Annotated in this window: 16 protein-coding genes; 2 read left to right on the forward strand and 14 right to left on the reverse strand. The window is 61.0% G+C overall.

Annotated features, from left to right (window positions below; translation table 11 throughout):
• Positions 1–5 precede the first annotated feature (5 nt).
• The gene (locus AC8GFZ_RS16890; RefSeq protein ID WP_506646092.1) at positions 6–2,459 is read right to left on the reverse strand and encodes a penicillin acylase family protein; all 2,454 of its coding nucleotides are present in this window, start codon (positions 2,457–2,459) and stop codon (positions 6–8) included.
• Between the two features lie 70 nt (positions 2,460–2,529).
• Here AC8GFZ_RS16890 and AC8GFZ_RS16895 point away from each other — a divergent pair, with 70 nt between their 5' ends.
• Positions 2,530–3,000 carry a hypothetical protein gene (locus AC8GFZ_RS16895; protein ID WP_506646093.1) on the forward strand — a complete coding sequence of 157 codons (471 nt, stop codon included), beginning with the start codon at positions 2,530–2,532 and terminating at the stop codon, positions 2,998–3,000.
• On the opposite strand, the gene AC8GFZ_RS16900 is transcribed toward AC8GFZ_RS16895, so the two are convergent.
• The 4 genes from AC8GFZ_RS16900 to gshA all read right to left on the reverse strand — a co-directional run bounded on the left by AC8GFZ_RS16900 (position 2,985) and on the right by gshA (position 8,618).
• Entirely contained in the window at positions 2,985–4,181 is a 1,197-nt protein-coding gene (locus tag AC8GFZ_RS16900) for an FAD-binding domain-containing protein (RefSeq protein WP_506646094.1), read from the reverse strand. The genes AC8GFZ_RS16895 and AC8GFZ_RS16900 overlap by 16 nt on opposite strands.
• A 181-nt stretch (positions 4,182–4,362) precedes the next feature.
• Positions 4,363–5,307 carry a glutathione synthase gene (gene gshB / locus AC8GFZ_RS16905; protein WP_506646095.1) on the reverse strand — a complete coding sequence of 315 codons (945 nt, stop codon included), beginning with the start codon at positions 5,305–5,307 and terminating at the stop codon, positions 4,363–4,365.
• A gap of 43 nt (positions 5,308–5,350) precedes the next feature.
• Positions 5,351–7,219, reverse strand: a complete 1,869-nt coding sequence (locus AC8GFZ_RS16910) for a potassium transporter Kup (RefSeq protein ID WP_506646096.1) — start codon at positions 7,217–7,219, stop codon at positions 5,351–5,353.
• A 103-nt stretch (positions 7,220–7,322) separates the two neighbouring features.
• Positions 7,323–8,618, reverse strand: coding sequence for a glutamate--cysteine ligase (gene gshA, locus AC8GFZ_RS16915; protein WP_506646097.1), 1,296 nt, complete (start codon positions 8,616–8,618; stop codon positions 7,323–7,325).
• Positions 8,619–8,821: 203 nt separating this feature from the next.
• Here gshA and AC8GFZ_RS16920 point away from each other — a divergent pair, with 203 nt between their 5' ends.
• Positions 8,822–9,994, forward strand: coding sequence for an ATP-binding protein (locus tag AC8GFZ_RS16920; protein ID WP_506646098.1), 1,173 nt, complete (start codon positions 8,822–8,824; stop codon positions 9,992–9,994).
• Positions 9,995–10,087: 93 nt separating this feature from the next.
• On the opposite strand, the gene AC8GFZ_RS16925 is transcribed toward AC8GFZ_RS16920, so the two are convergent.
• The 9 genes from AC8GFZ_RS16925 to AC8GFZ_RS16965 form a co-directional block, all read right to left on the reverse strand.
• Entirely contained in the window at positions 10,088–10,351 is a 264-nt protein-coding gene (locus AC8GFZ_RS16925; RefSeq protein ID WP_506646099.1) for a hypothetical protein, read from the reverse strand.
• Positions 10,323–10,577, reverse strand: a complete 255-nt coding sequence (locus tag AC8GFZ_RS16930; RefSeq protein ID WP_506646100.1) for a BrnT family toxin — start codon at positions 10,575–10,577, stop codon at positions 10,323–10,325. The genes AC8GFZ_RS16925 and AC8GFZ_RS16930 overlap by 29 nt, the downstream gene beginning before the upstream one ends.
• Positions 10,578–10,623: 46 nt before the next feature.
• The gene (locus AC8GFZ_RS16935) at positions 10,624–11,907 is read right to left on the reverse strand and encodes a glutamate-5-semialdehyde dehydrogenase (protein ID WP_506646101.1); all 1,284 of its coding nucleotides are present in this window, start codon (positions 11,905–11,907) and stop codon (positions 10,624–10,626) included.
• A 79-nt stretch (positions 11,908–11,986) separates the two neighbouring features.
• The gene (locus AC8GFZ_RS16940) at positions 11,987–12,958 is read right to left on the reverse strand and encodes a Bug family tripartite tricarboxylate transporter substrate binding protein (protein WP_506646102.1); all 972 of its coding nucleotides are present in this window, start codon (positions 12,956–12,958) and stop codon (positions 11,987–11,989) included.
• A 44-nt stretch (positions 12,959–13,002) separates the two neighbouring features.
• Positions 13,003–14,544 carry an acetolactate synthase large subunit gene (locus tag AC8GFZ_RS16945; RefSeq protein WP_506646103.1) on the reverse strand — a complete coding sequence of 514 codons (1,542 nt, stop codon included), beginning with the start codon at positions 14,542–14,544 and terminating at the stop codon, positions 13,003–13,005.
• A gap of 63 nt (positions 14,545–14,607) precedes the next feature.
• The gene (holA, locus tag AC8GFZ_RS16950; RefSeq protein ID WP_506646104.1) at positions 14,608–15,660 is read right to left on the reverse strand and encodes a DNA polymerase III subunit delta; all 1,053 of its coding nucleotides are present in this window, start codon (positions 15,658–15,660) and stop codon (positions 14,608–14,610) included.
• 9 nt (positions 15,661–15,669) lie between these two features.
• Complete coding sequence (locus AC8GFZ_RS16955; protein ID WP_506646105.1) at positions 15,670–16,188, reverse strand: LPS-assembly lipoprotein LptE; 519 nt, start codon at positions 16,186–16,188, stop codon at positions 15,670–15,672.
• Positions 16,188–19,028, reverse strand: coding sequence for a leucine--tRNA ligase (locus AC8GFZ_RS16960; protein ID WP_506646106.1), 2,841 nt, complete (start codon positions 19,026–19,028; stop codon positions 16,188–16,190). Before AC8GFZ_RS16960 ends, AC8GFZ_RS16955 begins: the two co-directional genes overlap by 1 nt.
• Positions 19,029–19,137: 109 nt before the next feature.
• The gene (locus AC8GFZ_RS16965; RefSeq protein ID WP_506646107.1) at positions 19,138–19,566 is read right to left on the reverse strand and encodes an ExbD/TolR family protein; all 429 of its coding nucleotides are present in this window, start codon (positions 19,564–19,566) and stop codon (positions 19,138–19,140) included.
• Between the last annotated feature and the right edge of the window lie 6 nt (positions 19,567–19,572).

The following is a 19,572-nucleotide window of genomic DNA, read 5'->3' on the forward strand; positions in this document are numbered from 1 at the left end:
GGCCATCACGGGGCGCGCAAAAACAGCACGCTGCGGGTGTGCGCGTCGACATCGGGCGCGTCCAGCCACTGGCCTCGGCTGCGGCCTTGGGCATGCATCAGCGCTTGGTCGCTGTAGTGCGGATCGCCCCACACGCCGCTTTGCCCCACCGACAACACACCTTGTGCCGCTTGCGGTCGGTCAAAGTCAATCACGCGCCGGGTAGAAGGCCCATAAGTGACCAACCAGGGTGCAGGACCCAACGAATAACTTTGGTTGTTGGGCACTTCGCGCCCACCGGCCATGGCAAACGGCCCCACATTGAACACCCGGTCCAAAGGGCTGACACGGCCCAAGGGGTGCACATGGGTCAAGGTGTGCACCTGGCCCCACGCCCAGTTTTGCACCACAGGACCAAAAGTGGTTTTCAAGTGTTTGACGCTGGCGCGCCAGGCATCGGCCACCACCTGGGCACGGGTTTCCACGCCAGAGGTATCGCGCCGATCCCACCACGGCGACTGGGCATGGGCGGCCAAGCGGGGCAAAGCCATGTCGGCCAAGCGGGTGCGCAAGAGCAACGCCATCCATTCCGGCCCCATCTCATCGGCCATGGCTTGTTGCAACACATCAAAGGCCAACTGGTTCGACAAGGTGGGGGCAATTTTGTCGGCACCGTGCTGGCCATCCCAAGCCAGCAGCAACTCAACCCACATGCGCTCCTCGTCGTTGGCGGCGGCGGCACGCAAGTCATCTGCCATGGGTCGCCAGCTGCGCACAAAGTAATCGGTTTGGTTGTCCAGTTGCAGGGCTTGGGTGTTGCTGGTGTCCCAGCGCACCGTGTCTTGGCCAAGCTGTTGGTACAAGCGCCGGGCCCGGTCGCCGGGGTTGTAGTAACCGGGCACCACGGTGGGCCCCGCAGGCTGGTGGTTGGCCGACACGATGTAACCACGTGCTGGGTTTTCTTCTTGGGGGTTGCGCTCAAAGGGCAAAAACCCCAGTTTGACCGCCTCGCCACGCGCATCGTCCAAGATGCGCGATGGGTCCACGCCATCGGGGCGAATGGCCAAGCGGGCTGCGGCCCACCAACCGATGTCGCCTTGCGCATTGGCCCACAGCACGTTCAAACCTGGCGCATGGACCAGGCTGGCCGCCTGGCGCGCTTTGTCCAGGGTGTTGGCGCGGTTGAGTTGGTAAAAAGCCTCCACGATGGGGTTTTCGGTGTGGTACAGCGTCCACCACAGGGCCAAGGGTTGGCCGCTGGAAGGTGAAGGCAAAGCGTCATTGATCACCGGCCCGTGTGGCGAGCTACGCACTTGCAGCACCACGCTGTCTGCGCCTTTGACCGCAATGGTTTCTTCGCGCAGGCTCAAATCCACCCAGGCACCTTGGTGCCAAATGCGGTTGGGGTTTTTCGGGTCCACCGTGAGCGCCACCAAATCGGTGTCGTCGTTTTGGAACATGGTCAGGCTCCAACCAAAGTCGCGGTTGTGGCCCAACAAGGCCATCGGGTTGAGGGCCAAAAAGTGGCCATACAACTCAAAGCCCGGGCTGCTCAGGTGGGCCTCGTACCAAACCGCTGGCACCGAGTAGGCGATGTGCGGGTCTCCCGCCAACAAGGGGCGACCACTGGCCGTGCGCTGACCCGACACCACCCAGGCGTTGCTGCCCTCGAGCACCGGCATGCCCGCCACATCCATCGCCGCATGCGACCAGCGCATCCATTGGCGGGCATCGCTCAACGCTGCGGGGCTCTTGGAAATGGAAACTCCAGTTGGCATACGCGGCGCACCGCTGTCGGCCAGCGCCACCGCTGGTGCCGACACTGGGGCCGGGGCCGGTTGACGCCAAACGCCATCGGCTTGCCAAGGCCGGTCAAACAAAGCGCTGTAGGCGGGGCCGAGTTCATTGTGGATCTGGGTCAACACCGGTTCGGTGCGAAACCCCGCGGCAAAGCTGTAGGCCATGTATGCGGCCACGCTGAAGGTATCGGCCAGGGTGAACGGCTGGGGTTGGATGCGCAAGAGGTGAAACTCCAGCGGCAAAGGCCGGCTGCTTTGAAACTGGTTCACTCCATCCAAATACGCGAGCATCGCTTGCCCGGCTTCGCTTTGGGTGTCAAAGCGCGCAGCTGCTTGCTCGGCATGGTGGCGCAGGCCCACCGTGCGAAACACCCGATCGGTGTCCAGCAGTTTGGGCCCCAGGACGGCGGCCAACTCGCCTTTGGCCAAGCGGCGCATCATCTCCATCTGGAACAAACGGTCTTGCGCGTGCACAAAGCCCAATGCGCGGTACAAGTCGGCCTCGTTTTGGGCCTGCAAATGGGGCACGCCAAAGTTGTCGTAATGCACCTGAACGGCAGCGCTCAAACCTGTCAACGGCAAGTTTCCATCGCGCTGGGGCAAGCTGTAGCGCCACACGCCCAGTGCCAGCAACACCGCCCCCAAGACCAGCCCCGACACCCAAACCGCAATTTTTTTCATTCCCTGCCTCAGTCATGGTGGCCCCTGTATCGCACAGGTGCCCGTGCCCGATTTCATCACACCTGCGCGCATGGTTGCGACAGTGGTGCGCTACCATGCCTCCATGAAACAAACCATGGACAACGCCACCTTCACCCTGCGCCGCTGGGCCTTGAAACTGGTGCGCAGCTTGCTGTGGTTGAGCGTGGCCGCCTTGGTGTTGGTGGTGGCTTATTTTTTTGCTGCCTATCACTTTGCGTATTCGCGCGGCGAGAGCGTGGGCTATGTGCAAAAAATTTCGCACAAAGGCTGGGTCTGCAAAACCTGGGAGGGTGAACAAGTGCGCGCCTTGGCGGCAGTTCCAGCGATGCCAGAGAAATTTGCGTTCACCGTGCGCGACGCGGCGGTGGTCGATCAGATCAACACCCACATTGGGCAAAAGGTGGTGCTCGAGTACGCCCAGCACAAAGGCTTGCCCGCCTGTTTTGGCGATACCGAGCATTTTGTGACCGCCGTGCGCCCCGCACCCACAACGGGTGAGCCCGATCAAGCCGCCAAGTGACGAAAGTGGCGCACGCCACTTGAGACCTGCTGCCACCAAGCGGTGAAGGACAGGCAAGGCTCGTCCAGGCTTTTGAACAAACGCGCTGGTGACCGGCGCTGCACCGCCAGCCCTGTCCACGCGGGTAACCGCGGGTGGTCCCAGCAAGCCACGCTGCTGGCCTGGGACAAAGCGGTCTGCCAATCGGTGGCCGAACCAAAAGCACACACCGGTGCCAATGCGCCCATGCGCTGGGCCACAAACATCCAGCGCTTGAAACTCCAAGGCATGGCCTGCATCCACTCCTCGCACCACAAGCCCACGGCGACCACGCCGCTGGGCAAATCGCTGGGCAAGGCGGCCAACGACCACGGATGCACCAGCCACACATCGCGTCCGGCCCATGCCTGCGGATCAGGGCTTTGCCAATCCAGCAAAGCGGGGGGACGGTGCAACAGTTCGGGCTCGCTCATGGCCCAGGGGATGCGTTTGAGTTCTTCAGAAATGGTGAACGAGGCCGCGTTGTGCGCCATGATCTCCATCATCTCGATGGGCTTGTCGATCATCGAGCCCCGGCTGTGCCAATCTGCGGGGGCATGGCGGGCCACGGTTTCGGCATTGAACACCCATGGCGGGTCACCGGCCAATCCCGCCACGCGCTGCCAATTGAGCCAATTGCTGGCCACATCGCCATCGAGCAAATGGCCTTGCATCCACTGCGCGGCCACCCGCCAATCGATTTTGCGCACATGCACGATGTAACTGGCCAGCCACAAACGCGCTTGGTGGTGCAAGTAACCACAGCTGTACAACATGCTCACCGCCAAGTCGATGGCGGCAATCCCGGTGGCGGCGTGGCGCACGTCCAGCGGCAGTTCGGCTTTGAAGTCGCCCTCCTGCAAGGGGCCGGGGTGCAAGGCCTGCTGGCCCAGGCTTTCGCCCAAATGGACATACAGGTGCTGCGCATATTCACGCCAGCCCAGCTCATGGATCAAGCGGTGTTGGACGCCGATGCGAAACCGCGCCACCATGGCCCGCGCCACATCTGGCACGCTCAGGTAACCATGGGTGATGTAAGGCGAGAGTTGCGTCACCGCACCGTGCAGCGATTGGCGCGTGCGCGCGTAGTCGTGCACTTGCACCGCCGCCATGCGGGCATGTGCAGCTTCCAGGGTGGGGGGGAATTCAGGGTGTATCAGCATGGCGCAAAAAGGGAGCAGATTGTGCACGCTCACACTGGCCGCGCGGTCCCAAGGACTTGGGAGTCGCGGAATTCTAACCAGACCACCCCCAGGCCCGGGGGTGGGTGCAGGCCTGCGTTGCAAACCTTGTGGGCGCAAGCCACTGCCCCATGCGACAAGCGCAGGCCGAAGGCCCGCGCGGTCAGGCCAGGGCCTGTTCCAAGGCGTCGACGAACATGGCGGCCACATCAAAGCCGGTTTGGTCCATGATTTCGCGAAAGCAGGTGGGGCTGGTGACATTGACCTCGGTGAGGCAGTCGCCAATCACATCCAAGCCCACCAACAACAGGCCACGGGCTGCCAACTGGGGGCCGAGGTCGGCGGCAATGGCCTGGTCGCGCACGCTCAGCGGCTGCGCCACGCCTTTGCCACCGGCGGCCAGGTTGCCGCGCACCTCACCGCCTTGGGGGATGCGTGCCAGCGCAAACGGCACGGCCTGGCCACCAATCACCAGCACGCGTTTGTCGCCCTGTTCAATGGCAGGGATGTACTTTTGCACCATCAGGCTTTGGGCGCCATCGCGGTTCAGGGTTTCGATGATGCCGCCCAGGTTCAGGCCATCGGCGCGCACCCGAAAAATGCCCATCCCTCCCATGCCATCCAAGGGCTTCAAGATGATGTCGTGGTGCTCGGCATGAAAGTCACGCACGTCTTGCGCACTGCGCGTGACCAGCGTGGGGCTGGCGTACTGGGCGAATTCCATCAGGGCGAGTTTTTCGGGGTGGTCGCGCAAGGCCGCAGGTTTGTTGAACACCCGCGCGCCCTCCACCTCGGCACGCTCGAGCAAATGCGTAGCGTAAAAAAATTCGCTGTCAAAGGGGGGATCTTTGCGCATCACCACCGCGCCCAAGCTGTGCAAAGCGCGCACAGCGCTGTCTTGCACGCGAAACCACGGGTCGGCACCCTCTTGCAACACGATGTGCTGCATGGGCGCTTGCACCTGGCCACCACTGCGCCACGACAGGTCTTGGGTTTCGCAGGCCCAGATGGCGTGGCCCCGGCGCTGGGCCTCGCGCATCATCACAAAGGTGCTGTCTTTGTAGATTTTGAAAGACGCAAGCGGGTCGGCAACAAATAGGATGTCCATGGCCGGCAAGCTTAGCAGTGAAAGCAACTTGGGCGCAGCGCGCTCAAATTTCGATTTTGCTGCCCAGCTCCACCACCGAGTTGCTGGGCAACTTCAAGAAGTCGGCCGCCGCACTGGCGTTGAGGTGCATTTGCGCAAACAGTTTTTCGCGCCACTGCGCCATCTCGCCATGCACCGTGGGCACGATGCTGTCGCGCGACAAAAAGTAGCTGGTGTTCATCGGCTCGAGGTCGCAACCACGCCCGTGCAACAAGCTCAGCGCCAAGGGCACATCGGGGTCGTTTTTAAAACCGTAATGGATGGTCACCTGCCAACAGTCATGGCCCAGCGACTCGGTCTCAATGCGCTTGTCCAGCCCAATCCAGGGCACCTCGTGGTTGCGCACCGTGACAAACAGGTTTTGCGCATGCAGCACCTTGTTGTGTTTGAGGTTGTGCAACAAGGCATTGGGCACAGCGCCCGGGTCAGCGGTCAAAAACACCGCCGTGCCCGACACCCGGGTGGGCGGCACGGTGAACACCGAATCCAAAAACGAGCGCAGGTCAATGGCGTCGTCACGCAACTTGTTGCTGAGCAGCTCTCGGCCATCGCGCCAGGTGAGCATCAACAACAAAATCAGCCCACCAATGGCCAGGGGGAACCAGCCACCATCGGAAAATTTCAGCAAGTTGGAGGCCCAAAACGCCAAGTCCACCACAAAGAAAAAGCCGGTCGCGGCCAGGCACAACCACAGCGGGTAATTCCAGCTGTAGCGGATGACAAAAAACGTCAGCACCGTGGTGATCAGCATGTCGGTGCACACCGCAATGCCGTAAGCCGCCGCCAAATTACTTGACGATTTGAACAGCGCCACCGCCAACACGATGGCCACAAACAGTCCCCAGTTGACAAAGGGGATGTAAATTTGCCCGGTGTCGCGCACGCTGGTGTGCAGCACCTGTAAACGCGGCAAAAAGCCCAACTGAATGACCTGCTTGGTCACGCTGAATGCGCCCGAAATCAAGGCCTGCGACGCAATCACCGTGGCGGCAGTGGCCAAAATGACCAAGGGCAACAGCATCCAATCGGGCGCCATGTTGTAGAAGGGGTTTTTCACCGCATCGGGGTTGTTGAGCAGCAAAGCACCTTGGCCAAAGTAGTTCAGGGTGAGCGCAGGCATGACCACCGAAAACCAAGCGATGCGGATGGGCTGTTTGCCAAAGTGGCCCATGTCGGCATACAAGGCCTCACCACCGGTCACGCACAACACCACCGCGCCCAAAATGATGAAGGTGGTACCCGGGTCGTTCCACATGAATCGGATGGCATGGTGCGGGCTGATGGCCCACAAAATCATCGGTTCAGTGGCGATGTGATACACACCCAGCAGCGCAATGGTGATGAACCACACCACGGTGATCGGGCCAAACAACTTGCCAATGCCACTGGTGCCGTGCTTTTGCACCGCAAACAAACAAAACAAAATCACCAAGGTCAGGGGCACCACATATTTGGAGAGCCCTGGAGAAATCACCTCCAAGCCCTCCACCGCCGACAGCACCGAGATGGCCGGGGTGATCACCCCGTCGCCATAAAACAAACAGGTGCCAAAAATACCCACCACCAGCAGCACCCGGCGCAGCTTGGGCTTGTCTTTGACCGATTGCGAAGCCAGCGCCAACATGGCCACCAAACCACCCTCGCCGTTGTTGTCGGCCCGCAGCACCAAACTCACATATTTGAGCGAAACAATGACGGTCAAGGTCCAAAAGAAGATGGACAAAATACCGTAAATATTGTCGGGGGTGAAGGCCACATGGCCCGAACCAAACACCTCTTTGACCGCATACAAGACACTGGTGCCAATGTCGCCGTAGACCACACCGATGGCCCCCAAGGTGAGGGCGGCCAAAGAAGATTTTTGATGTTGCATGAAATTCGCGCGGAGCCGGGCAAGAGCGGCATTATGCGAGCTTCCGGGCGTTTGGAAACCCTTTTCGATCGGCTGGCGACTCTAAATATCGCGCCTGAGGCCTTTAATCGTAAATTTCCGCGTCCGGGTCGGTGGATTCGAGCTCGTAGCTGGCCGCCAACATGGCCAAACGGCCAATCACGCCGTACATGTAAAAACGGTTGGGCACGCTGGCCCCCGCTTTGACGCCAGGTTGGGGCGTGTGGGCGCTTTGCTCGAACGCCAAGGGCACAAAGCTCGACCCTGGGGCGTTGAGGTTTTCGTCCACGCCGCGCTCGGCATGCACCCGGTAAAAGCCGCCCACCACATAGCGGTCCATCATGTAGACCACCGGCTCGGCCACCGCGTCGTTGATGCGCTCGTTGGTCAGCACGCCTTCTTGAATGATGACCTCGCTCACCTCTTGACCATCTTTGATGACGCTCATTTTGTTGCGGGTTTTGCGGTTGATCACCTCCAGGTCTTTGACATCGCGCACCGTCATGATGCCCATGCCATAGGTGCCGTTGTCGGCCTTGACCACCACAAACGGCTTTTCATTGATGCCGTACTCTTTGTATTTGCGCCGGGTTTTGGTCAGCAAAGCGTCCACATGGCTGCGCAACGACTCCATGCCCGCGCTTTCGCTGAAATCCACCTCGCCGCATTGGCTGAACATGGGGTTGATCAACCACGGGTCAATGCCCAGCAACTTGCCAAAGCGCTTGGATACCTCCTCATAACAGGCAAAGTGCTGGCTCTTGCGCCGCACGCACCAACCCGCATGCAGCGGGGGCAGCAAAAACTGCTCGTGCAGGTCTTCCAAGATGCCGGGGATGCCCGCGCTCAAGTCGTTGTTGAGCAAGATGGTGCAGGGGTCAAAGTCCTTCAGCCCCAAGCGGGTTTTGTTGCGGATCACCGGCTCCAAGGTCACCGCATCGCCGTTGGGCAGATCGATGGTGGTGTTCTCTTTGATCTCGGGGTTGATCGAGCCAATGCGCACATTCAGGCCCGCCATGTTGAAGATGCGCGCCAGTTGCGCCACATTGCTCAAATAAAAGGTGTTGCGGGTGTGGTTCTCGGGGATCAACAGCAGGTTGCGCGCCTCGGGGCAGATTTTCTCAATCGCGGCCATCGCCGCTTGCACCGCCAAGGGCAGCATTTCGGGCGTGAGGTTGTTCCAGCCGCCGGGGTAAAGGTTGGTGTCCACGGGGGCCAACTTGAAACCCGCATTGCGCACGTCCACCGAGGTGTAGAACGGTGGCGTGTGCTCCATCCACTCCATGCGAAACCAGCGCTCGATGGCAGGCATGGAGTCGAGGATGCGTTGCTCGAGCTCGTTGATGGGGCCAGTGAGCGCGGTGATGAGGTGAGGAACCATGGGGTCGCTTATAGATATGAGAGTGGTGCTTAAGTGGGGGTGATTCTGACAGCTTCAAGCAGTGGGCTGAGACAGGCTTACAAAATCAGGAACTTCGCCTTTAAGAAGAATCCGCAAGTTCACTTTAGGCCAGCAGCCATGGACTTTGGCATTGAATTATTTAAAAATACATTGAAAATCTAATGTCAGGCGTTAAAATTTCAATGATGATTGACCGCCAATTCCTTTCAACGCTGACCCAACGCCTGCAAGAGTCCCCGGCTGTGGTGTTGCTTGGGCCGCGCCAAGTGGGCAAAACCACCTTGGCCCTGCAAGTGTCTGCCAACTGGCCAGCGGGCAGCACTTATCTGGACCTTGAGCGCCCAGCTGACCGCTTGCGGCTGGACGATGCCGATGCTTTTTTGCGCTCCCAGGGCAGCAAGCTGGTGATACTGGATGAGATCCACCGCATGCCCGGCTTGTTTGACATTTTGCGCGGCATCATTGACGAGCGGCGTCGCGACGGTCAACGCTTTGGCCATTTTTTGCTGTTGGGCTCGGCCTCGCTGGACTTGATGCAGCAAAGCAGTGAAACCCTGGCCGGGCGCGTGGCCTATGTGGATTTGGGGCCAATTCAAGCCTTGGAGTGGGCATCGACAGACCTGGACACCCTTTGGCTGCGCGGCGGTTTTCCAAACAGTTTGCTGGCCGCCAATGAGGCCGCCAGCCTGCGCTGGCGCGAGGACTTTGTGCGAAGTTACTTGCAGCGCGATGTGCCCATGTTCGCCCCTCGCCTGCCCGCTGAAACCGTGGGCAGGTTGTGGACCATGTTGGCCCATCAGCAGGGCGCATTTTTGCAACAAAGCCGCTTCGCCAGTGGCTTGGGCGTCAGCAGCCCCACTTTGGAGCGCTACATCGATTTGCTGGTCGACTTGCAATTGGTGCGCCGCTTGCGGCCATGGAGTGTCAACACTGGCAAGCGATTGGTGAAAGCGCCCAAGGTGTATGTGCGTGACAGCGGTTTGGTGCATGCGTTGTTGGGCCTGGAGAATGTTCACGCCGTGGCTGGGCACCCCGTGTGTGGTTTGAGCTATGAAGGCTTTTGCATCGACAACTTGCTGGCGGCCACCCAAGCCCGTGTCACGCCCTACACCTACCGCACCCACGCGGGGGCTGAAATTGACTTGGTCTTGGAGCGCGGCGGAAAACCCTGGATGGCCATTGACATCAAACGCTCGACCGCGCCCACTTTGAGCAAAGGCTTTGGATTGGCTTGCGATGATTTAGACATTTCCCAGCGCTTTGTGGTTTACCCCGGCACCGAACGTTTTCCCATGAGGCATGGTGCACAAGCGATGGGCTTGCTGGAATTGATGCAGGTCTTGCAAACTGCGTGACAGACGCTAAGCCAACGGCAAAACAGGTGCTGACGATGACTCTGGCCGAATCCAATCGCCAACAGGTTGTCGGGGCCATTCACTGTTGCTGAGTTAAGCAGTCAAGCGCTTTCGTGCTGTCGCTTTTGACTTACTGGTTAAACCTTGCGCTTCTTTGGCAAATGCCAGCATGTGTGCCAGGGCCTTGTTGACCGCCTCAGAGGTCGGAAATGCCTTTTGTATATCTGGCTGCAACACGACGACATTGCTGTCTTGCAAAAACCTCTTATGGTATTTACCGCGAACACCATGACCCAACTGCTCACGCTGAAGCACAGGTATGTCGAGGTCAGTCGTTTTGGTAGATGCTTTTTTCATATCGTGTTGCCTTTCTGGCACTGATGATCCTAATCCCGTTTCGACGTTCTGTGTGCACAACCACCAAAAGTCGACCTTTGCCAGACATTCCATAAGTTCGACTTCTATCTTCAACCTCGGTGTGGTCCGTGTCAGCGAAGGTCAGGGCCGATGCATCACCAAAAATGCTCACGGCCTCGTCAAATGAAACACCATGCTTGCGCAAATTACTGGCGGCTTTTTGCACGTCCCATTCAAACTTAAACACATGGCCCCCAAATTTGGCTGAATCGTTAACCCCGCACTTCCCCCGCCCCCAACACCACATATTTCAACGAGGTGAGGCCCTCAATGCCCACCGGCCCACGGGCGTGGAATTTGTCGGTTGAGATGCCAATCTCTGCACCCAAGCCATATTCAAAGCCATCGGCAAAGCGGGTGCTGGCGTTGACGATGACGCTGGCCGAATCGACCTCGCGCATGAAGCGCTGGCTGTGCACATGGTTCAGCGTGAGGATGGCGTCGGTGTGGTGGCTGCTGTAGTGGTTGATGTGGGCAATGGCCGCGTCCAAGCCGTCCACCACCTTGATGCTGATGATGGGCGCCAAATACTCCTCGAACCAATCTTGCTCGGTGGCGTCTTTGAGCACCGCGCCTTTGACGCCTTGCAACAAGGCTTTGGCCTCGGAGCAGCAACGCATTTCCACGCCTTTGTCGGCAAACACTTGGCCGATGCGCGGCAAAAACGCCGCCGCCACACCGCGCGCCACCAACAGGCTTTCTGTGGCGTTGCAGGGGCTGTATTTTTGGGTTTTGGCGTTGTCTACGACTGTCAGCGCCATGTCCAAGTCGCACGGGTCGTCCACATAAGTGTGGCAGTTGCCGTCCAAATGTTTGATGACCGGCACCTTGGCGTCTTGGCTGATGCGCTCGATCAAGCCCTTGCCGCCGCGCGGGATGACCACGTCCACATAGGCGGGCATGGTGATGAGTTCACCCACGGCTGCGCGGTCGGTGGTGGGCACGAGTTGCACCGCATCGGTGGGCAAACCGGCCTCGGCCAAGGCTTGTTGCACCAGCGCAGCCAAGGCTTTGTTGGAGTCAATCGCCTCAGAGCCGCCGCGCAAGATGCAGGCATTGCCGCTTTTGATGGCGAGTGACGCCGCTTCGATGGTGACGTTGGGGCGGCTCTCGTAAATCATGCCAAACACGCCAATGGGTACGCGCATTTGCCCGACGCGAATACCGCTGGGCTGCTGGCTCATGCCGCTGATGCTGCCAATGATGTCGGGCATGGATGCCAGTTGCTCGCAACCCACAGCGCAGGTTTCAAGCGTTTGCGGCGAGAGCTTCAGGCGATCGACCATGGGCGCGGCCAAACCGGCGGCTTGGGCGCGGCTCAGGTCTTTGGCGTTGTCGGTTTGCAAAGCAGCGGTGTGTTCGCGCAGCAAACGCGCCAGCACCCGCAAGGCTTGGGCTTTTTGCGCCGCCGTGGCCCGCGCCATGCCCGCGGCCGCGCAACGCGCTTGCAGGCCCAAGGTGCGCATGAGTTCGGGGATGGTGGCGGCGGCGTTCATGGGCTGATTTTGGCAGAGGGTCGCTGAAGGCTAAAAAGGGTTGCGAAGGGTGCCAAGGATTGCCAAGGCCCCTGTGCGCTCAATCCATTTTGAGGTTGATGGACTTGAGCAACTGTGACCAGTCTTTCAGGTCAGTCGCAATTTGCGCGGCAAAGTCTTCGGGGCTGCCGCCCACGGGCTCGATGGCGTCGGCGCTGAGCTTGGCCTGAAAGTCGGGGCGCTTCAAAATGGACAGCACATCGGCGTTGATTTTCTTCACCAAATCAGCGGGCATGCCTTTGGGGCCCATCAAGCCGTACCAGGCCTCGATCTTGAAGCCGGGCAAGACCTCGGCAATGGCGGGGACATTGGGCAGGGCTTTGGCGCGTTTGGCGCTGGTCACGCCCAAGGCCTTGAGCTTGCCACCTTGGGTGAGTTGGATGGAGGCAGTGATGCCGCCAAAGATCAGGGGCACATGGCCGGCCATCACATCGTTGACGCCTTGGCCAAAGCCTTTGTAGGGAATGTGCGCAATGTCCAGCCCCGCCATGCTCTTGAGCATTTCACCCGACAAATGCTGCTGGCCGCCCGGGCCGCTGGAGGCGTAGCTGATTTTTCCGGGCTGCTTTTTGGCCAGGGCGATCAGCTCTTTGACATCGTTGGCCGGAAAGCCAGGGTAGGCCAGCATCACAAACGGGCCGGTGGCCACGTTGGCAATCGGGCTCAGGTCTCTGACCGGGTTGTAGGGGATGTTGGTGTACAAATTGGGCGCGATGGTGATGGACGCATCGGCCGCAAACAACAAGGTGTAGCCATCGGGCGCGGCCTTGGCTACAAAGTCGGTGCCAATGGTGCCACTGGCGCCAGTTTTGTTTTCCACCACCACCGACTGTTTCCACAGCGTGCCCAGTTCTTGCGCCAGCACCCGGCCATAAATGTCGGGCGTGCCACCGGGCGGGAAGGTGACGATGATCTTCACCGGCTTGTTGGGAAAGGGCTGCGCGCCCACGGTGCCCGCCAAAGTGAATGCGGCCAAAGTGGCCCACAGCAAGCGTTGCAAAGTTGTTTTCATGGAAGTGGCCCTTATGAACGTCGAAAACCCAAGTGTCGCAAATTTCAAATCTGAAACTCAATCAAGAACGGCCCGGGGCGGGCACAGGCGGCGGCAAAGGCATCGGCAAAGCCCTCCAGGGTTTGCACCCGCACCGCCTCGACACCCATGCCGTTGGCCAGTTGCACCCAGTTGAGTTCGGGGCGGGCCAGGTCAAACAGCTCGTTGGACGCGGGGCCGGGTTGGGCCCCCACGGCCAGCAACTCGCCTTGCAAAATTTTGTACACGCGGTTGGCAAACACCACATTGACCACGTTAAGCCGCTCGCGCGCCTGGGTCCACAGCGATTGCAAGGCATACATGCCACCACCGTCGGACTGCAAGCACACGGTTTTGCGCTCCGGGCAGGCCACGGCTGCACCGGTGGCACAAGGAAAGCCGTGGCCAATCGCGCCGCCAGTGATTTGCAACCAGTCGTTGGCTGCTGCTCCAAAGGTGTGGCCAAACAGGCTGCGCCCAGAGGTCACCGCGTCTTCGACCACGATGGCGTTGTCGGGCAAGAGCGCGGCCAAGGTGACGGCAAAGGCGTCGGGGCTGAAGGCGCCATGCTGCACCGTCGGACGCGGCCCGGTATCGGGTGCGCCCGCCCAAGCCGGTGCGCCCAAAGCGTCGGCCAGCCATTCGAGCGCGGCCACCGCGTCTTGGTCGGGGCGGGCCAGCACATGCATTTGGGCGTCGGGTGGGGACATCAGACTGGGCTTGCCGGGGTAGCCAAAAAACGCAGTGGGGGGTTTGGCCCCCACCAAGACCACATGTTGGTGGCCGGCCAATGATTTGAGCGCGCCTTCAATCGCATAAGGGATGCGGTCGATGGGCACACGCCCGCGCCCGCGCGGCATGCGCGCCACCTGGGCCGACGCACGCAAAGCCACACCCGTGGCCAGCGCAATGCGGTGCGCCGCTTGTTGACCGGCCTCGCTCAAGGCTTGGCCGGAGAGCACCATCACCGTGGGCTCGCGCCGACGCAGCAGTTGCACCAGGTGCGAGAGCACCTCGGGGGCCACCGCGTCGCGCATGGGCACGGGCAAAGCGTCGGCCACCACGCCGCCTGCGCCCCAGGCGGTGTCGGCGGGCAAGATCAGGCTGGCGATGTGGCCCGGTGCGCTGCGCGCGGCTTGCACCGCTTGCGCGCCATCGGCGCCGACCTGGGCGCTGGATGCGCTGGTGCGCACCCAATGCGAGGTGGCCCGCGCCAACCCTTCGGTGTCGGCGGTGAGCGGCGAGTCAAACGGGCGGTGGTAGACGGCATGGTCACCAATCAGGTTGACCATGGGGGTGTTGGCGCGGCGCGCGTTGTGGACATTGGCAATGCCATTGGCAAACCCAGGCCCGCAATGGAGCAAGGTGGCCGCGGGTTTGCCGGCCATGCGGCCGTAACCATCGGCACAACCGGTGACCACGGTTTCGGCCAAACCCAAGACGCAGCGCATGCCCGCGACCTTGTCCAGGGCGGCCACGAAATGCATCTCCGATGTGCCCGGGTTGGCAAAACAAGTGTCCACCCCACTGGCCAGCAGGCTGCGCACCAAACTTTCAGCACCGTTCATCTTGTCCTTTCCATCGGCAGAAAAACTGCGCGGTTCAGTGTATCGCCCAGGCGCAACGCCGCATCAACGTGGGCGACATTGGCGGGTGAGCATCATGGCCAAGCGCTGCAAGGCCTGCCAGGGCTCGTGCGGCCACGCGGCGGGGCGCAGGCCTTTGACAATGCCATCGACTTGGTGCGCGGCCCACAGCAAACGGTCCACCGTGGTGGCGCTCATGCCAGGGACGATGCGCTCGAACAAGCGCTCTTTCACGCCCCAAATGCGCAACTCGCGCAGCGCCATTGGCAGGGGGCGGCCGGCCAACACCGCGTCTTTGACGCGCTTGAGGTTGCGGATGTCTTCGGCCAGGGTGTGGTGCACCAGCACAGCAGCCACGCCTTCGGCTTGCAAGCCCTCGAGCATGCGCTGAACGCGTGCGGTTTGGCCGGCCAAAGCCGCCTCGGTGAGCTTGAACACATTGAAGCGCGCCACATCCAGCACCGCGCTTTCGACCTGCTCTTGGGTCAATTCGCCTTCGGGGTAGAGCAAGGCGAGCTTTTGAATCTCTTGGTGCGCGGCGAGCAAGTTGCCCTCGACCTTGTCGGCAAAAAAGCGCAAGCAGCGCTGACCGGCTTCGCCAGGCTCGACGCGCTGGCCTTGGTCGGCCATGCGCTGGGCGATCCAGGTGGGCAAGGCGGCGCGCTCGACCGTCTCAAACGCCAGGCCGACGCCCGCGCCTTCCAAGGCCTCAAACCAGGCGCTGCTTTTGGTGGCTTTGTCCAATCGGGGCAGGCTGACCAAAGTGAGCACATCGGGGCTGTCGGCGGCGCGCTCGGCCAGTTGCTGCAAAGCGGCGCTGCCTTCTTTGCCCGGCTTGCCCGAGGGAATGCGCACCTCGACCAGTTGGCGGTCGCCAAACAAGCCCATGGACGCGCCGCTGGCCAACACCTCGGCCCAGTCAAAATGTGCCCCCGCCACCGTGAACACGGTGCGCTCGGTGAAGCCTTGGGCTCGGGCGCTGGCGCGAATGGCGTCGGCCGCCTCTTGCACCAGCAAGGGCTCGTCACCATGCAGCACATACAGGCTGCGCAAACCTTTTTCCAGATGGGTGCCGAGCTGGGTGGGAGAGACTTGCACGGGCGTCGCTCAAAGGCTGGTCAACGCGGCCATGCGGCGAACAATTTGGCCGACCAAGTCTTTGCCCATGTTGCTGTAAAGCATTTGCTCTTCTTGGTCCTTGGACAAGGCCAGGGTTTCGTTGTAGCTGATGTCGGTGGTGGACACCAACAAGGTTTCAGGGATCAGCTCTTTGCCCTCGCGGGTGCGCAAGCGAAAGCGCAAATTGGTGCGCAACAAAAACTCGCGCACCGAGCCCGACGATGTGCGCCCAGCCACCACCTTCTCGCGCTGCTCTTGCAGCAACTCAAAAATCACCTCGGCGCGCTCGACCTGGCGCTGATCGATGATGACCTCGACACCGCCGGTGCCGGCCACCTGGCGCGACAACTCAATGAGCAGGGGCGAGGCCGCGATGGGGCCGGTGTACAGGGTTTTGAAAGGAAACTTTTGCGACGACCTGAGCGCAAAACCACACGAGGCCAAGACCACCGCCGACAGCGGGGCCAAGGCACTGCGCAACCAGGCTCGGCGCTGGGTGGTGTACATCACAACACCACGTTGACCAAACGCCCCGGCACCACGATCACCTTTTTCGGTGCCGCGCCTTGGGCTTGTTTTTGAAAGGCTTCACTGGCCAAAGCCGCTTGTTCGATGTCGTCTTTGCTGGCGGTGGCGGGCACCGAAATGGAGCCGCGCAATTTGCCGTTGACTTGCAGCATGAGTTCAATCTCGTCGCGCAGCAAGGCGCTCTCGTCCACGCTGGGCCAAGCCGCGTCGAGCAAGTCGCCGGTGCGAGCGGCGTAGCCCAGCTCTGCCCACAAATGGGCGCTGATGTGGGGACAAGCGGGGTAGAGCATGCGCAGCAACACCGAGGTGCCTTCGCACAGCACCGCTTGGTCACCGGGGCTGCCGTCGGTTTTAAAGTCTTCCAAGGCATTGAGCAGTTTCATGCAGCCCGACACCACGGTGTTGTATTGCATGCGCTCGTAGTCATAGCTGACTTGTTTGAGCGTCAGGTGCACATCGCGTCGCAGGTCGGCAGCAAGCTTGCGGCAGCTGGCTTGGCTCAAGTTGCCTGCGGTCGCTGCCTTGAGGCTGGCTTCGTGCTTGAAAGCAAAGTTCCACACCCGGCGCAAAAACCGGAAGCTGCCCTCCACCGCCGAATCGTTCCACTCCAGCGTGGCCTCGGGCGGGGCGGTGAACATGGTGTACAGGCGAGCGGTGTCGGCGCCATATTTTTCGATCAGGTCTTGCGGGTCCACGCCGTTGTTTTTGGACTTGGACATGGTGCCCACGCCCTCGTAGTCGATGGCGGTGCCCACAGGCAGTTTGCCGTCGCCACTGTCGGCTGCGTTTTTCAGCTTGGCGCCCACCACTTTGCCGGTGTCGTCCAGCACATGCTCGACATCGTGCGGCCAGAAATAGTCTTTGCCGCCCTTGGCGGTGCGACGCGAATAAATGTGGTTCAGCACCATGCCTTGGGTGAGCAGTTTGGTGAAGGGCTCATCGACCTTCACCAGCCCGAGGTCGCGCATCACCTTGGTCCAAAACCGCGCGTAGAGCAGGTGCAGGATGGCGTGCTCAATCCCGCCGATGTACTGGTCCATGCCGCTGCCACCCGTGGCGTGTTGGGCGTCGCGCATCCAGTACTGCGTGCCCTCGGCCACCATGGCGTCGGTGTGGGTCGGGTCGCAGTAGCGCATGAAGTACCACGACGAATCGACAAAGGTGTCCATGGTGTCGGTTTCGCGCCGTGCGGGTTTGCCGCAGGTGGGGCAGACCACACCCCTGTGGAAACCTTCGTGCTTGTGCAGCGGGTTGCCCGAGCCGTCAGGGATGCAGTCTTGCGGCAGGATCACGGGCAGGTCTTTTTCAGGCACCGGCACGGCGCCATGTTCGTCGCAGTGGATGATGGGAATCGGTGTGCCCCAGTAGCGCTGACGGCTCACGCCCCAGTCGCGCAAACGCCAGGTGATTTTTTTCTCGCCCAAACCTTTGGCTTGCAGCAAGTCGGCCACTTTGTCTACCGCTGCTTTGAAGCGGAGGCCATCGAGTTCGCCCGAATTGACGCACACACCGTCTTTGGTGGCGTACCACTCTTGCCATTGACCCTGATCAAACTGGAACTTGGTGGAGACGTCTGTGCCAGAGGCTGTCGATTTCGCCAAGGCGGCTGGTGCGGGGGCAGCCCCCGGTGAGGAATCGGAGCTTGCGACTGACGAGCCGGGGGTTGCCCCCGCATCGGCCGCCACCACGCCAAGGCCAACCACCTGCTTGATCGGCAACTGGTACTTGAGCGCAAACGCAAAGTCGCGCTCGTCGTGCGCGGGCACACCCATGACCGCGCCGTCGCCATAGCTCATCAGCACATAGTTGCCGACCCACACCGCCACTTGTGCGCCAGTGAGGGGGTGGGTGACATGCAATCCCGTGGCCATGCCCACCTTGTCTTTGACGGCCAACTCGGCTTCTGTGGTGCCGCCCTCTTTGCATTCTTCCAAGAAGGCCGCCAGCTTGGGGTTAGCGGCCGCCGCGTGCAGCGCCAAGGGGTGTTCAGGGGCCACGGCACAAAAAGTCACGCCCATGATGGTGTCGGCGCGGGTGGTGAACACGTACATGCGGCCGTCTTGGATCAGTTTCCCATCGGCACCTTGGATGGTGTGGGGGAAGGCAAAGCGAACACCCTCGCTCTTGCCGATCCAGTTTTCTTGCATCAGGCGTACCTTGTCGGGCCAACCGTTCAAGGTGGCCTTGGGGTTGCCGACCTGCACATGGTCGAGCAGTTCTTGCGCGTAGTCGGTGATCTTCAGGTAGTAGCCCGGGATTTCGCGCTTTTCCACCACCGCACCTGTGCGCCAGCCTTTGCCGTCGATGACCTGTTCGTTGGCCAACACAGTTTGGTCCACCGGGTCCCAGTTCACCACTTGGGTCTTGCGGTAGGCCACGCCTTTTTCCAGCATCTTCAAAAACAGCCACTGGTTCCACTTGTAATACGTCGCATCGCAGGTGGCGACTTCGCGGCTCCAGTCGATGGCCAAGCCCATGGCCTGCATCTGCTTTTTCATGTAAGCGATGTTTTCGTAAGTCCACTTGGCGGGTGGCACACCGTTCTTGAGCGCCGCGTTTTCGGCCGGCAAACCAAATGCGTCCCAACCCATGGGCATCAAGACGTTATAGCCCTTCATGCGCAGGTGGCGCGTGAGCATGTCGTTGATGGTGTAGTTGCGCACATGGCCCATGTGCAGCTTGCCGCTTGGGTAAGGCAGCATGGAGCAGGCGTAGTACTTGGGGCGGCTGGTGTCTTCGCTGACGCGGTAGACGTCTTTGGAGACCCATTCGGCTTGGGTGGCCGATTCAACGGCAGAAGGTTGGTAGGTGTCTTGCATGGGGCTCAATGAGAAACCCCGCCTGGGCGCAGGGGCCTGGGGTCGGGGGAGTGGCGGGATTTTAGGCGCTGGGCCGATGCCTGGGCCGCTGGCGCTTGCAGCCCTGACCTCAGGGTTTGGCGCTGGGGCGCAAGACCAAATCCAGCTGCTGCCAGCCCTGGGCTTGCACAGCCGCCATCAATTCGGCCACCCGGCCGTAAGCGGCAGCTTGATCGGCGCGCAGTTGCAAGCGCGCTTGCGGGTTGGCCGCTTGCTCGGCCTGCAAGGCTTGCAGGAGTTCGTTCAGGCCCGTGGCCCGGCCTTGCCAATGCCACTGGCCCTGGGCATTGATGTCGATCACCACCGGCTGGACGGTGGCTGCGTTCGCGCCCTGCGCGCCAGCCGTGGGCAAGTCCAGTGGCAGCTGAATCCCAGCCATCGGGGCGCACAACAAGAAGATGAGCATGAGCACCAAAAACACATCGACCAAGGGGGTGGCGTTGATCTCGCTGATGGGCGCGGCCTCTTGGTTTGCGCTTGAAAGTCGTGCAAAAGCCATGGTGCG

Source organism: Limnohabitans rimovensis (SeqCode), assembly GCF_965234775.1.
Lineage (GTDB): Bacteria > Pseudomonadota > Gammaproteobacteria > Burkholderiales > Burkholderiaceae_C > Limnohabitans > Limnohabitans rimovensis.